Source organism: Levilactobacillus tongjiangensis, from assembly GCF_003946345.1.
Lineage (GTDB): Bacteria > Bacillota > Bacilli > Lactobacillales > Lactobacillaceae > Levilactobacillus > Levilactobacillus tongjiangensis.
In genome coordinates, this window is record NZ_RHNY01000004.1 from 100,167 (window position 1) to 115,219 (window position 15,053).

At 48.4% G+C, this 15,053-nt stretch carries 10 protein-coding genes; 5 read left to right on the plus strand and 5 right to left on the minus strand.

Annotated elements, in window-relative coordinates:
- Window positions 1-115 precede the first annotated feature (115 nt).
- On the plus strand, window positions 116-1,285 hold the full coding sequence (locus tag EKM75_RS03235) for an AbrB/MazE/SpoVT family DNA-binding domain-containing protein (protein ID WP_125692065.1): 1,170 nt from the start codon (window positions 116-118) through the stop codon (window positions 1,283-1,285).
- A gap of 57 nt (window positions 1,286-1,342) precedes the next feature.
- Here the strand turns inward: EKM75_RS03235 and EKM75_RS03240 are convergent, their stop codons facing one another.
- From EKM75_RS03240 to EKM75_RS03260, 5 genes are all read right to left on the minus strand, one after another.
- Window positions 1,343-1,882 carry a hypothetical protein gene (locus tag EKM75_RS03240; RefSeq protein WP_125692067.1) on the minus strand — a complete coding sequence of 180 codons (540 nt, stop codon included), beginning with the start codon at window positions 1,880-1,882 and terminating at the stop codon, window positions 1,343-1,345.
- Window positions 1,883-2,082: 200 nt separating this feature from the next.
- On the minus strand, window positions 2,083-2,487 hold the full coding sequence (locus tag EKM75_RS03245; RefSeq protein ID WP_125692069.1) for an aggregation-promoting factor C-terminal-like domain-containing protein: 405 nt from the start codon (window positions 2,485-2,487) through the stop codon (window positions 2,083-2,085).
- 294 nt (window positions 2,488-2,781) lie between these two features.
- Entirely contained in the window at window positions 2,782-3,609 is an 828-nt protein-coding gene (locus tag EKM75_RS03250) for an undecaprenyl-diphosphate phosphatase (protein ID WP_191988789.1), read from the minus strand.
- Window positions 3,610-3,780: 171 nt separating this feature from the next.
- Window positions 3,781-4,665, minus strand: a complete 885-nt coding sequence (locus tag EKM75_RS03255) for a hypothetical protein (protein WP_125692073.1) — start codon at window positions 4,663-4,665, stop codon at window positions 3,781-3,783.
- Window positions 4,666-4,880: 215 nt separating this feature from the next.
- Window positions 4,881-5,798 (minus strand): hypothetical protein, encoded by a 918-nt coding sequence (locus EKM75_RS03260; RefSeq protein WP_125692075.1) that lies wholly within the window; start codon window positions 5,796-5,798, stop codon window positions 4,881-4,883.
- A gap of 266 nt (window positions 5,799-6,064) precedes the next feature.
- Between EKM75_RS03260 and nudC (EKM75_RS03265) the strand changes: the two genes are divergently transcribed.
- The 4 genes from nudC (EKM75_RS03265) (at window position 6,065) to EKM75_RS03280 (ending at window position 15,030) form a co-directional block, all read left to right on the plus strand.
- Window positions 6,065-6,889 (plus strand): NAD(+) diphosphatase, encoded by an 825-nt coding sequence (nudC, locus tag EKM75_RS03265; protein WP_125692077.1) that lies wholly within the window; start codon window positions 6,065-6,067, stop codon window positions 6,887-6,889.
- Between the two features lie 95 nt (window positions 6,890-6,984).
- Window positions 6,985-7,806, plus strand: a complete 822-nt coding sequence (gene nudC, locus EKM75_RS03270) for an NAD(+) diphosphatase (RefSeq protein WP_125692079.1) — start codon at window positions 6,985-6,987, stop codon at window positions 7,804-7,806.
- Window positions 7,807-8,325: 519 nt separating this feature from the next.
- The gene (locus EKM75_RS03275; protein ID WP_125692082.1) at window positions 8,326-9,837 is read left to right on the plus strand and encodes a phosphodiester glycosidase family protein; all 1,512 of its coding nucleotides are present in this window, start codon (window positions 8,326-8,328) and stop codon (window positions 9,835-9,837) included.
- An 87-nt stretch (window positions 9,838-9,924) separates the two neighbouring features.
- Entirely contained in the window at window positions 9,925-15,030 is a 5,106-nt protein-coding gene (locus EKM75_RS03280; protein WP_125692084.1) for a DUF5776 domain-containing protein, read from the plus strand.
- Window positions 15,031-15,053: the final 23 nt, after the last annotated feature.

A 15,053-nucleotide genomic window follows, 5' to 3' on the forward strand; every position in this document is an offset into this window, starting at 1 on the left:
AGTGTACTGAAATGTGTACCAGGTGATGGTACTCTAATTTGTTGATAACAAGTCGGTTAGGGTGTTCCCTCTGGTATAATGGGAGTCATTGTGAAAACAAGTAGCGGAGGAAAACATGAAAAGTAAAGATTATCAATTGAAGATTCCGGCGGCAGTCAGTGAACAGCTGCAATTACGGGAGGATACGCCAGTTAAGCTGGTCGTGAAGCGGGACCGGTTGGTCGTCCAGTTTGCGGAGCCTCGCCAACAGGTCTTCCAAAAGCGGGTGGTGTTTTGGCCGCTATTACTGGCCCTATTTGCGAGCGTGGGGTTCCTTATTTTTTGTGTCTCACAGGGGATGCACAAGGTAAAACTGGTGGGTGAACAGTCCCTGGCGACGGCCATTATTCTGGTAGGGGTGGTGTTGGGGACACTGCTCTTCGCCGGATTCTTTATTCATGACCGAAATAATCCTTTAAATCATTTCACCAAAAACATCTACTGGCGAAACTTTCCGGTCATCGTGCTGTCGTTTGCGTTGATTCTGGCGTTGGTGCTGAGCGGGAGTATGTGGCTATTAGGCGTTTTATTCAAGGGCGCCATCTTTGGCTCATTTACAGCCAGTATTATCCTCTTTGTCTTTAGCCTGGTTGTAAATGCCACGATGGTCTACTTCTCCCTGATGGTAGACGCTAGTGTTCTGACCACCGTGCTCACGCTAGTTATTATCAGTGGGGTCGTCATCTCCATGGCTGTGAACAATCAGAAATACTGGTGGCAGCATAACCTCAGCTTTTTGGGAACAAACGGAGCATCTAGTGGGTGGCAATTCAATGCTACGTTGATGTTTGCGGCGTTACTGATGATTGCCCTGATAGACTATTTATTCGTGAGCCTGCACGAAGTCTTTCCCAATTCACGTCGGCTCTGGGTGCTCCGCATCTTACTGACACTGACAGCGGTGGATTTGGGGATGGTGGGGGTCTTTCCCAACAACGCCATTTCTCACGATTTGCATGATCAGGTGGCAACTTTTCTGGTGTACTTTATTATTGCCTTGATTGTGGGCGTTCGCTGGTTACTGCCTCAAATTACACAGGATTTCTTGTACCTGTCGTATGGGGTGGGAATAGCGCTGGTGATTGCTGAAATTCTCTTTAGATGGTTGGGATATTTTTCACTGACGGCGTTTGAACTGATTGCCTTTGTCATAGCCTTTGGGTGGTTGTTGATGCTCCTGGAACAAATTGAGGGGTTGATCACGGCTGGAACGGAAGGCATGATTCAGGAGACTAAACATTCTTAAAATGTGTCAAAATAGGGGGTCGAGACGGCAGGTCTCGACCCCTTATTTTGACAACCTTTAGTTATGATGGGTTTTAACAGTGAGGTTAGGGACCATCTGCCGAACGGCCCGTCCCTTGTGATGGTGACTGATAGTTGCTGCAATTTTGGTTAAGCTGGTGGTCTGGGTCATGTCTTTACTAAAGGAGTGGACGATGAAACTATTGTAAGTGACAGTGTCCTTCGCTGTGAGTTTAAAGCGGTTGGGTTCGAGATTCTTATCCTGATCTGTCACATTTTTATCGGGCCAGACGAGGTATTGGGGATGGCCGTGATGAGGATAGACCTCAACTTGCCAACCAGCTTTAAAATCGGAAGCTTCTTGCCACCGTTGAAGTTTGGTATATTTTAAGGCGTAATAGATGATGGCAGCGTAACGGAGATTTTCATGCTGCTTGAGTTCTGTCAAGGTGAGGCGATTGCTGGGTCGCTTGGGTTTGGTAGGTTTCGTAGTAGCCGTGGTAGTCTGAGTTGCGGGCTGCTGACTCACCGCCCAGCCACCGCCCAGAATCAGGAGTACCAGTAGTATAAGACTTCCAAATACGAGTGATTTTTTCATGATAAACGCGCGTCCTCTTCGACTGTTTTCCTCTAGTTTAAGAGACTTGGCCGGATTGAACAATTTAAATTGTGGTAAAGAAAAATAGCTAAGGCGTTATGTGGCCGCTGTTTAGAGACCTTCTGACGTTTTATCCGCCTAGCTTGAAGGCAAAAAAACGAGCAAACATCCAAGGTAGATGTTTGCTCGTTTACTTGTGTTTAGTACCAGTGATGATGTTGCCAGAATGACTTAGCCTTAGTCCAAGTCTTGTAACGGTTCTTCACGTACTTGTTAGCGGTTTTTTCTTGGTTAACCGCTGAGAGGTCACCATGCAGGTAAGACTTCAGTAATTGGTAACGGCCGTAACAGTTACCGTTACGGGCCTTGTAGCTGTAACGAGATTCACGGAAGGCAATCCATTTTTTGGCAGCCTTTTGCTTCTTAGATAAACCAGAGTTGATTTTAGTGATTTGCTTTTTTTGTGAGGCAGATAATTTCGTAGCTGCTTGGGCAGTCGTCGTAGTTTCCTGATTAGTCAGGCTTGACGTCACATCGGTAGCCATACCGAAGGCGAAGCCGAAAAGTAGTAATAGTGTTGCAAATTTGATTTTTAGTTTTGACATATTTTATTTAAACACTCTTCCTATTCCGTATAATCTATGCTACTAGCATACCCGAGGAGTGTTGCAATTAGATTACTAAGCAGTTAAAAGGGCGTCACATTAGATTAAATAATATTTCAAGAGAATGGTCGACACTCTTAAGCGTACAACTTATTTATAAGTAACAGTACGTCATATCGCCGGTCTGATGCGGTTTAGACCACGTCTAAATAATTAACGGGGTAAGAAATGATTGTAAAATAAGATTTGTCAATTTTGACAAAGTTTTGTCATTCTAACTAAACTTTGTGAATTTTACCGAAAAAAGCCGAAGTAGCCGATGACAATGAGTCCCAAAATAATGCGATACCAACCGAATAATTTAAAATCGTTGTTCCGAATGTACCGCAAGAGAAACTTGATCGATAGGTAGGCCACCATGAATGAAACAATAACACCAGTGAAGAGAACGATGAGTTGGCTACCGGTAAAGTGGTTACCGTGCAGAAAGTATTTTAGAACCTTTAAGGAAGAAGCCCCGAACATCGTGGGGATGGCCAAAAAGAAGGAAAACTCGGTGGCCACGTAGCGTGAGGTTCCCAGTAGGATCCCCCCCAGAATGGTTGCGCCGGAGCGTGAGGTTCCGGGGACCATGGCCAGAACTTGAAACAAACCGATCCAAACAGCCATACTCATGGGCAGGCGTTTGAGGTTGTCAAAACGGGGACGTTGGTGTCGATTGTAGGCTTCAATAATAATGAACAGAATTCCATAGATAATCAACGTTGTGGCGATGACCTGCCAATTGGTGAGATGGGCGTCCATCCAGTCATTTAGCGGAAGTCCCACAATGATCGATGGCAACACGGCCACAATGACCTTGAGCCACAAGACCCAGGTCTGATGGCGTTCCAAGCTAGTCTTGCGAGGGCCCCAAGGGTTTAGCTTGTTAAAGTAGAGAACTAGGACGGCCAGAATGGCGCCCAGCTGGATGACCACCATGAACATATTGATAAAGGCAGTGGATTCGTTGAGTTTGATGAATTCATCTGCCAGGTATAGATGTCCGGTGGAACTAATTGGCAGAAACTCGGTGACTCCTTCAATGATGCCGAGAATGATAGCTTTAATGATATCTAACACGATTGGTTCTCCTTTAATATGTAGAGTTGCAGTAGGCTCAATCATACAGTAAGGGTGTAAAGCTGCCGTGTTAGTTTGGTAAAAGGTATGTAAACGTTAGCTAGTTGAAGGAAAAAAGGTCCGGGAAAAATCCCAGACCTGGCTGTTGTATTTAATCGCGCTAATTATCTTTTAGTTGAAGCCCCCGCCAATTACCGTGTAAAATTGCATTTTACCAATGCTGTAGGTGCTGGCAATAGCTGTATCATCAGCGTACGAATTATCTTCGTAAGTATACGGTTGGTGGCGATTCTTCAGGGCCACCTTGTATTGGAATTTGCCACTCTTAGCGATCCGTTGACTGGGAATCCCAATGGGTTTTACCTTCGTAAATAGGTTCACAGTGGCGCCCTTTTTGATGGCTTTGGTAATCTTGATGCTCTGGGTTGGTTTGGTTGCGTGCATGACGGACCACGTGTAGTCGGTATCCGTAAATGGGTTGTGGCTGGTAAACGTCTTTTTGGCGGCAGGAAAGTATTCAAGGTAGCCATCGGAGGTCACGGTGACCTGATTATATTTGTACGTCGCTAGCTGTTCAATGGCTTTCAAGCCACCGCTTAAATAAGCGCCAGTTCCGTATGCCGGAGCGTAGGTTGGTCGGGTGATCTTAGTTGCCTGAGTCGGCTTAATCTTGAAGGCGAGGTCTCCATCACCAGCAACGCCTTTAGTAGGGATGCCTTTCTTTTTTAAGCCATAGCTGATGGTGTTGTAACGTGCTTCTAACCATTTACCATCCTTTTTGGCGGCAACAATGGTACCTTTAGGCAGGGTAATGGGCTTAGTAACTGTCCCACCACCGGACGTTTTGGACATCGTAATCGTGGCCTTGGTCTTATTCTTCAAGCGGTAATAGGTGTTGTGAAATGAGCCCAGTTGTGACTCAGTATCGTGGAGCCAGCCGCTACCAGAAATGGGACTGACGTAGGGCGGTTCCGACGAATTGGCGTGGGCGGTAAGGGTTCCCAGTGAGCCTGCTAACAGGCCAATAGCAAGTAGGGTCGTTAGGTGTTTTTTCATAGTCGTTTTCCTCCAATAATGTTAGCCACAGCATAGCATGTTCATTCGCTGGCGGATACCTTAATCGTGTCGACCCGGTAAAGGACTGGCCCAGTTATTAGAAAAATTATTCAACCGTTTTTCTGGTCGAATGACACTTGGAAACAAAACGGTTAGACGTTAATCGTTATTAAAAAAAAGACCCGACAACTTTGACTAGTTGTCAGGTCTTTCGTCTATATTTCGCTATTTTCAGAAGATAACCGGACGCAGTCTGCCACTTGATGGAAGATGACGACGGACCCTAAGAAAAAGCACGAAGCTAACGTAGCCGCAATGGGTAACGTGTGAAACATGTTGGCCGGTAAGACCAATGCCAGCAGTGGAAAAGCGTACGCTGCGGGCAACTTGATGCGTAGGAGTTGTAGCAGGATAAAGACTAGTGGAAGTGTGACTAACGCTGATAACAGCCAGGATGCCAATATGAGGTGAACCAGCACGCCCAAGGTGGCGGCACCACTCAACGCCACGATGTGTTTTAGCGCCAATTTTCCTCTATAGTTAGGCATCTGGGAAACTTCGAAGAAAACCACTAATACGGGTGGAATTCCAGCCATTTGAGGGAAACCGGCGATCCAGACTGCGGCGACCCAGATGCCGGCTGCTAGACTGAAGCCGAGCATATGTTGCCAGTGCAGTGGTTGTCCAGCAGGCAGACCGCGATAGTGCCCCTGAAGGAGGACCCCAATCATGAGAATCAACGTGAACGTGAAGATGGCCAGGATAAATGACCAGTGCGTGGCATTGATAATAATGGGCAGGAGTCCCGTCGCAAAGGATGGCGCCAACGTAGAACGTAAGACATTGAGTAACAGCAAAATAAGAATCAGCGTCAATAAGACCTTTTCGGCGTACCCGATGGCCAGCTGATTCAATAGGAACCCAATGACAGCAGTTCCGGAAGGTGCCAGGAAAATTTTAGATGGTTGGGCGATCCAGGTGGGGTTGTGGTAGATCCACATACCGGCGGTCAGCGCGCCAATTTCTGGTAGGATAATTTCATAGTCGTTCAGCCAGGTGGCGATGGCGACCATAAACAGAACTAAGGTAAAGCCAATGAGATAGTCCCGTAATTCGAGTTTGGATAAGTGCATGGGGCTGGAGGTCCTCCTTTAGTTAAAGACTAGTTATATAAAATCCGAATTTTGAAGCATGCGTTTTAGATTATAGCACGTTATTTAATTATTTTCAGGTGTCGTCTCTGTGAAAACGTTGCCAGATAAGGGATAGCGTGGCCAATCATGGCGGCACCAGCCAATTAATTGATAACCGTTTTCAGAAATATACTCATAATAAAGACAAATTAAGCGTAAACTATGAGACATTAAGACAAAGACTTCAAGGAAAGTTGGGTGGGAGTATGTTTCAAGATATTAGTCCTAAGGTTTTTGACAATCACTATGAGCAGCGACGGGCAGCATTAGCTACGGACTACGTGCTGATTTATGATAATCGCAGCGCCGTGATTTTTCAGGGGCAGCGGTTGCCATGGGTGCAAGAGGTAACGGATAAATGGCAAATTGATCCGACACGGTACACGTACCTATTTACCATTGACCAGACGGGATTTTACCTGTTAACGGATAAGGTAATGCCGGATGCAGATTACCAGTATCAACCAATCAAAGCCTTTCAAACGATGCAGCCGGGTTGGTTGGGATTTGCTGGTGCTACTGCGGCTCATTTGGCGTGGTGGTATGAGACGAACCGGTTCTGTGGGCGATGTGGTCACGCCATGCGGCAGGACGAGCAGCAACGGTCGCTGCGCTGCTCGAACTGTGGTCGGCAGATTTTCCCGAATATTTCGCCGGTCGTCGTGGTTGCTGTTACTAAGGGGAACCAGATTCTTCTGACCAAGTACGCGGTCGGCTACGATAAATACACGCTGATTTCGGGTTTTGCCGAAATTGGTGAAACGCTGGAGGCGGCTGTTCAACGAGAAGTATCCGAAGAAGTTGGACTAGCTGTCCACAATATTCGCTACTTTGGGAGCCAACCGTGGGCGTTCTCCGAGTCATTGTTAGTGGGCTTCTTTGCCGACTTGGATGAGGATGTGGCAATTGACCTGGAACGTGATGAGTTGGCGCAGGCGCAGTGGTTCCAGCGCGACGAAATGCCTACCGATGGCGCGAAATTTATTCTGGCCTGGGAGATGCGGCAGGCCTTTCGTGATGGTCGCGCGTAGCAAGACGAGTAGGGCAGAAAAAACTGCGTACTTGTTTGGCCACTCAGGAAAGATTAAGATGATAAATAATTACTTTCTGGAAAGTTGGGTGGGTTATGTTTCAAGATATCAGTCCGCAAGTTTTTGACAATCACTATGACCAACGCCGCGCTCCAATTGGGACGGATTATGTGGTCCTTTACCACAACCGCGAAGCCATTTTACACGACGGAACATTGCCTCGTTATCAGGAGGTGGCTGCCAAGTGGCAACTGCCCGGGACGGCGTACACGTATCTATTCTCGATAGACCAGACGGCGTTTTACCTAGTGGCCGATCAGGTGCCAGAGGATGCAGCCTACCAGTACGTTGAAACGCGTCGGTTTACCCAATTGACGCCAAATTGGTTGGCCTTCGCTGCTGCTACGGCTGCACATCTGGGCTGGTGGTACGAGACCAATCAATTCTGTGGTCGCTGTGGTCACCGGATGGAACAGGACAGCAAGGAACGGGCCCTGCGTTGCCCCCAGTGTGGCCAGTTGATTTTCCCTAAGATTTCGCCAGCAATTATCGTGGGTGTCACGGATGGTGATAGTATTTTAATGACCAAGTTCTTGACGGGGTACAACCGGTATTCACTGATTTCAGGCTACGCAGAGATTGGTGAAACGCTAGAAGCAACGATTGCGCGTGAGGTCCACGAAGAGGTGGGACTATCCGTCCACAATATTCGCTACTTTGGGAGCCAACCGTGGGCGCCTTCTGAGTCTCTGTTGGTGGGCTTCTTTGCTGATCTGGACCAAGAGAAGTCGATTCGATTAGAGCATGACGAATTAGCCAAGGCCCAGTGGTTCAAACGGGAAGAGATTCCACATGATGACACGACACTGAGTCTGACGTGGAAGATGATCGAAGCGTTTCGGAATCATGAAGTTTAACGCGTGAATTAATCGGCTATTCTTTTGTTAAACGAAAACCGCCTGGGAATTTTCCTAGACGGCTTTTTTAGTTATCTGAAATAACTCGTAGACCAACGAGTACGGTGATAACCAAAAAATGATTAACCAGCAAGTGACTTGCCAGTTTTCAAAGAAATCGTGGAGTTGATCGAAGACCCAAGGACCAACAGCTGCTAGCGAATAATCTAGCGATGAATTCAATCGGCTGGTGGTGGGGTTAAACCGCTGATAGTTAAGTGCTGCGACTATTGGTTCTGCTAGGTCAGCTATCGTAGTATATAAATAATTATGAATACACATACAGAAAGCGGTGCGATATTGCCACCTTTATAAACGCGTAAAGGTTCTGTAGACAACTTGTACAGACTTCGTAAGGTCCCCCATTTCTGGCTGAAAATCAGGTACACTTCTTTTCAAGCGCTCCACCAGCAAGAAAAAGTTATGAAAACAGAAACATTGCCGCTTGATGCCTGACAACCAGAGAGGATTAAAGACACAGTGACTAAACGAAGAAGACAATTACGGGCAACGCTCGCAACTGCCCTGGTCCTGACACCGCTGATGACACCAGTGGCGCAGGCCAATACGCTGACCCACCAAATTTTATCGGCTAAGGTAGCCGCTAAACAGACTAAGGATGGCCAACCGGTTAACGTTAAGGCCAACACGATTGAGGAGACCAAGAACCAGTTGGCCGCCGGAATCAGTGAGGAAAAGGTGACCTACAAGAACACCAAGGGTGACCGGACCGTGATGCACACGGTATCCGTGGATCTCAAGGAGAAAACGGCGGGCCTGTATGCGGGTACGCCAGACGACGGGAAGGGCTTTGGCCTGCAAACGGTGCGGGATGAAGCCAACGCGGCCATTAAGAGTGGCCACCAAGTTGTGGCTGGTTTGAATTCAGACTTCTTTAACATGGGGACCGGAGAACCGCTTGGAAATGTGGTTAAGGACGGTGTGGAAATCCATGCTACTAAGCCAGACAGTGGGGAATCCTTCTTTGGGGTAACCAAGGATGGCGAGCCGCTGATTGGGAGCCAGGCGGAATATCAGGCGAAGAAAGGTGACTTGAGGCAAGCCCTCGGTGGTCTGATCATGTTGGTCAAGGATGGCCAAGCGTTGAACCCTGGCACGCAAGTCGGTGGTGAATTTGCCGCGCGTTCTGCTGTTGGGATTCGGGCGGACAAGTCCGTTTTCTTTGTGACCATCGATGGTAAGCAATCACCGTATTCTAACGGGATGACGCTGGCTGAGTTGTCTCAAACCATGAAGGACCAAGGAGCGGTCGATGCCTTGAACCTCGATGGTGGGGGCTCGGCGACGTACCTGTCACGGACACCGGGGGACACGGGCTTGAGCTTGAAGAATAAGCCTTCCGACGGTGAAGAACGGAAAGTGGCTAACAGTTGGCTGATCACCACAACGGAAAAATCCAATCACACGTTTGACCGGGCTCAGGTGACGCCTAAGGATACGGTCTACACGCCCAACGCGACGGTCAACTTTACGGCCAAAGGGGTCGACAAAGCTGGTTACGACGCTACTTTACCAGATAGTGCGACGTGGACGTTAGTTGATCCTAGCCTGGGAGATATCGATGCAAAGACCGGTATCTTCAAGCCTAAGGGCAAGCTAGGTGATGTTACGGCCAACCTGACCGTAGGTGATAAGGTCGTGGGAAGTGCCACAATTACCATTGCCAAGCCAGATTCTGTTGAATTTTTAAATAAAAAATTGAGTATGAAAACAGATATCACCGAATCACTGGGAATGAAGGTTCGGTATAAGGGCCGCGACGTGAACTTATCAGATGGCGATATTACATGGGATTTCCCTAAGGAATTGGGAACCATCGATGCGCAAGGTAACTTACACTCCGCTGGTAAACACGCTAAGGGCACGGTGAAGGCCACGGTTGCGGGGACGGACATCTCACAATCCGTTGACGTTGAAATCGGTCAGTTGCCAACGGTGCTGTATGATTTTGAAAAGGGACTCGGTGACTAGAAGGTCAGCGGTTCAGGCCGTGGTGAAGCCAATGAATTAGGCTTAGCCGAACCTGGTAAGGGTCAAGTTCGTTTCGGTGATCACGCCTTGGAGGTTAAGTTTGACCTGACTCATGGACAAAAAGGAACGACCTTGGGGGCTTACGCTGGTCCTGGGGATGCCAAGGAAATTCCTGGTGCACCAACTGCTCTGGGGATGTGGGTCTACGGAACACCAGAGTCACAAGGGTTGTGGTTACGAAGCCAGATTTATGATGCTAAGGGAACGGCCAAACCTTTAAACTTTACCGACTCTAAAGTAGGAATCGATTGGTTAGGCTGGAAGTACGTTGAAGCACCAATTCCAACGAGCTATCAGGGACCATTTAAGACATTCCCTAAGCAAGTGGTTCGGGTCATGGCACTTAAGGCTGGTAACCCAGATGGTGCGCCGAGGACGAAGGGGAGTATCTTCGTGGATAACATCCGCGCCGTTTATGGGGCCAACGTGGATGACTTAAAGAGCCCAATTGTGGATGACATTTCCGTGGCGGATAAGACCTTCAATAAGCAAGGAATTACCATCACTGCGAAGGTCCACGATGACCAGGATGATCCAAACATGTCCGGTATCGACTGGAAAAAGAACAAGATTTACATTGATGGTGTTGACCGGACCACGGACAGTACGAAGTACACGTTTGATCCCGATGGGACGATGACATTACGCGGGTATCAATACAGCGATGGCATTCATCACGTGAAGGTCGTGGCCTACGATAAGTTTGGGAACCGGACTGACAAGGACACCTACTTTGAAATGAAGTCCGGTAACAAGACTGGCATCACCTTAGGCAAAATCAAGGGCGACACGGCCCAATTGGGTGGCAACACAACGTTTGAGTTGACTGCCGATGATTTAACCAACATCAAGAATGGTGAATTTACCGTTCAGTTGGGCAAGGGTTTCCCAGTCAAGGGCGTGAAGTTTGCAAACGATTCTAAGGACAACACCTATGATTACGATGCTAAGACTGGTGAACTAAAGCTGCATATCAAGGACACGCAGGGTAGTTCCGCTGGTAAAGACGTTCTGGCTCAGGTGACCGTTGAAACGCCTGCCGAAACGGAAAATGGTACTTCACTGACATATCAGTTAACGAGTGGCAGTGTGACGTTCAATGATACTAGCAACAATGCTGACATGATCAATACCGTTTCTTCCCAGCCCATCAAAGCTAAAATTCAGTCTGATTATCAGCTGAAGGTCGGCCAATTGATTGTCGGCAAGGCCGGCAGTGTGACCGTTGTGGATGGTCAAGATAACCCGGTTGCGGGCGTGGACTTAGCCATGGCCAAGCCTGGTGAAGCAGCCGAAGTTATCGGTAAGACTGATGACAAGGGAACGTTGACGAGTGATAAGCTGTCGGCTAACGCTGGTAAGTTTAATTTGTTCGGAACGAAGGGGACGCAACGCAGCTTTAAGACGCTGGTTCAAGTATTCACGCCAGCCAAGACTGATACGCCATCCAACCTGTTAGCCGGGTCCACGCAGGATCCAGCGACGCAAAAGACCATTACCTGGTTTACGAATCCGGTAACGGATACTAAGGACGCCATTATGCAAGTGGCAACCGACGAGGCATATCAGGCGGACCACGAGAAGGCATTCAAGGATTACAAGGGTGAGCAGAAGACGTTTACTTACGTGAGTGACGGCAAAGCCATCCGGGTCAACAGTGTGACGGCTAAGGAATTGAAGCCGGGAACCGAGTATGCTTATCGCGTGGGGAATGGTGACAAGTGGTCAGACGTCCGGCACTTCAAGACGTTGACTGATACCGACAAGTTGAGCTTTAACGTGTTCGGAGATACTCAGGTCAACTCAGCCTCTCAATTAGCTGATTTTGACAAGATCGTGGATCGCTTAGAAAAGGACGAGAACCGCCCTGACTTTGCCCTTCATGTGGGTGACTTTAACGATGACCAAGCCATCTTTAACGAGGCCGACGTCACGTCTGAAATGTTCAATAAGCATAAGGTTTACGATTCTCTGGACATGATCCACGTGCTTGGTAACCACGAGTACATGGGGGATGACGGGAGCAAAGCAACTGCCATGCTGGGAACACCAGACCATAACGGTGCGCCGGTCAACAAGAAGGGCACTTACTCAGTCGATTACGGCAACGTGCACATCGCTTCTCTAGGGTGGACCGACAACGTTGAAGAAATGAAGCAGGAACTGGACTGGTTGCGTAAGGACATGCAGGCGTCAAATAAGACCTGGAAGGTCGTTGCGACCCACCAACCACCATACAATAAGAACCCAGCCGATTCACAGTCCTCAATGTTCCACAAAATGCTGCCACCAGTATGTGATGAGCTAGGCATCGACGTGGTCTTCAGTGGTCATGATCACTCCTATGGGCGGACGAAGCCGTTAGTTGCTGGTAAGGAAGACAAGGTGAAGGGGACGACCTACGTAGCTGCTGGTCATACCGGGGACAAGACGTATGACATCTTGCCAAATGAACCAGAAGCTTGGGATTACATCCAGAAGCAAGAGGATAAGAATCAGAAGGTTTACCTGACCGTTCAAGTTGATGGTCAGAAGATGAAGCTGGTCACGAAGGACGTGGATGGCAAGGTCGTTGATCAGGCTGAACTGAAGGCCCACAACTGGAACCTCGCTGCGGCTAAGGTAGCCCTGGGCCGTAAGTTGGCTGAAGCTAAGAAGATTGACTTGTCCAAGTACACGGCTGAAAACAAGGAAGCCTTCCAACATGCCTTGACGACCGCGGAACTGATGCTGAATAATGATGCATTTACTCTGGCAACCATTGATTCAATGATTACCGACGTGGATAATGCCAAGGACAACCTGGTAGCGGACAAGACTCGGCTGAATGCGACGATTGCTGCAGCTGAAAAGCTAGACTTAGAGCGGTACACACCTGAGAGTCGTGACCGTTTCACGCAAGCATTAAGCGAAGCAAAGGCCATTTCCGGAGATAGGAAAGTTACTGCAGAAGAGGTTGCCAAGGCCGATTCACGTTTGACTCAAGCACAAGCAGCCCTTGAACTGGACAAGTCAACGTTGAAGCAAAAGCTGACCGATGCTCAAGCTGTTGACTTGAAGAAGTACACGGCAGACAGTCAGGAACCTTTCAAAGCAGCTTTGGCTACGGCGGATAAAGTTTTGAAGGATAGCAAAGCGACGGTTGAAGACATTGACGGCGCACTTGATAATTTAGCTAAGACGCAGGCTGCACTGGTTCCGGACAAGGCACCACTGGAAAAGAAGGTTAAGGCAGCTGAAACAGTTGGGTTGAAGAAATATACGGCCGACTCTCAAGCAGTCTTCAAACAAGCCTTAGATGAAGCTAAACAGGTCTTGGGTAAGGCGGATGCCACGGTTAACGAAATTGATGCAGTCACTGCCAAACTGGTTGCGGCTCAAGACGCGTTGTTGCCAGATAAGTTGGAACTTGGCAATATGGTAAAAATCGCCAAGAACGTTGATCTGAGGGGCTACACCGCTGATAGTCAGGCACCTTTCAAAGCGGCACTGACTGCGGCTGAAAAGACCTTGGCTGATGCTAAGGCGTCCGTTGATGAGATTGAGGATGTCCTGGCTGATTTGATCAAGAAACAATCTGCGCTGGTTCCAGACAAAACAGAACTTGAGAAGTTGGTTAAGGTTGCTGAAGCAGTTACCTTAGATAAATACACCGCTGACAGTCGAGCCGCCTTTAAGCAAGCTCTGGCAGATGCTAAGCAGGTCTTGGTTAAGGATGATGCCACGGTCAATGAAATTGCGGCCACTATGGTTGCTTTAGACCAGGCGCAGACAGGGTTGACGTTCGATACGGCCAACCTTAAGGCAGCAATTGATTCAGCCAAGCAGGTTGATTTGAAGGGCTACACGACCGATAGTCAAGCCAGCTTTAAGCAAGCGCTGGACGCGGCCCAAGTAGTGCTGGCAGATTCAAAGGCAACGGGTAAGGCGATCGACAACGCGATTGCTAACCTGGCCAAAGCCCAAGCAGCACTTAAGCTGGACAAGTCACAGCTGAAGCAGAAGGTCACGGCGGCTCAGGCTGTCAACTTGAAGGATTATACGGCTGACAGTCAAAAGCCATTCGTAGCCGCACTGGCCAAGGCTGAGCAAGTTCTAGTAGCTGAAAAGACAACGGTTGCTGAAATTGCGAGTGTACTGGCTGATTTGGTCCAGACTCAATCGAAGCTGGCACGAATCACGCATGTTGGTAGTGGCAACGCTGGTGCCAGCCATCAAACTGATGACAAGGTCGATAAAGCAGCGTTGAAGCAAAAATTGACTGCAGCTCAGGCAATTGACTTGAAGGGTTACACGGCTGATAGTCAAACAGCCTTCAAGACGGCGCTGACTCAAGCGGAAAAGGTCTTGGCTGATGCGAAGGCAACCGCTAAGGATGTTACAGCCGTGTTGACGGCTTTGGCCAAGGCCCAAGCTGATTTGAAGACGGAAACTCCCGTCATTTCTGAAGGCGCTGGTGACCAAGTCGAAACGATTAAGCAACCAGGTAAAGTCGTGGCCATCAAGGGCTTAGCGCTGTATCGGAAGCCAACCTTCTCCAAGGCTAACCGGTTAGCAACGTTTAAGAAACAACCACAGATGCGCCAACCTGAGTTCAAGGTATTGGGCACGACGACCAAGGGTGGTCACGCCCGTTACCACGTTCGGGATATTAACCGTCATTCAAAGACGTACGGCAAGAGTGGCTACATCACGGCTAGTGCTAAGTTTGTCCAGAATGCAGATTACCAAAAGGCACCTAAGATTTTGACAGTGATCAGTGCTAAGGGGCTGAAAGCCTACGGTAATGTCAAATTGACGGGTAAGGTCAAGCACACTTACCGTCAAGGTCAAATTCTGAAGGTGAAACGCATCGTGACGCAGAAAGCCAACGTGCGTTTCCAGCTGACAAATGGTCAATTCATTACCGCCAACAAGCAACAGGTCCAAGCTGGGAAACATCATCAAGTGAAGCGTGTGACCATCAAGCAAGGTCTCAACCTTTACCGAGATGTGAACTTGAAGCATAAGTTGCGTCACGTGACGCGAGCAACAAGCTTGAAAGTTACCGGTTGGGATTACTCTGATAAGGGTGTTCTACGTTACCACGTTACTGGTGGGTACATCACCGCCAGTCATGCCTTTGTTAAGTAACCCGTAACGATGAAGAAAATACA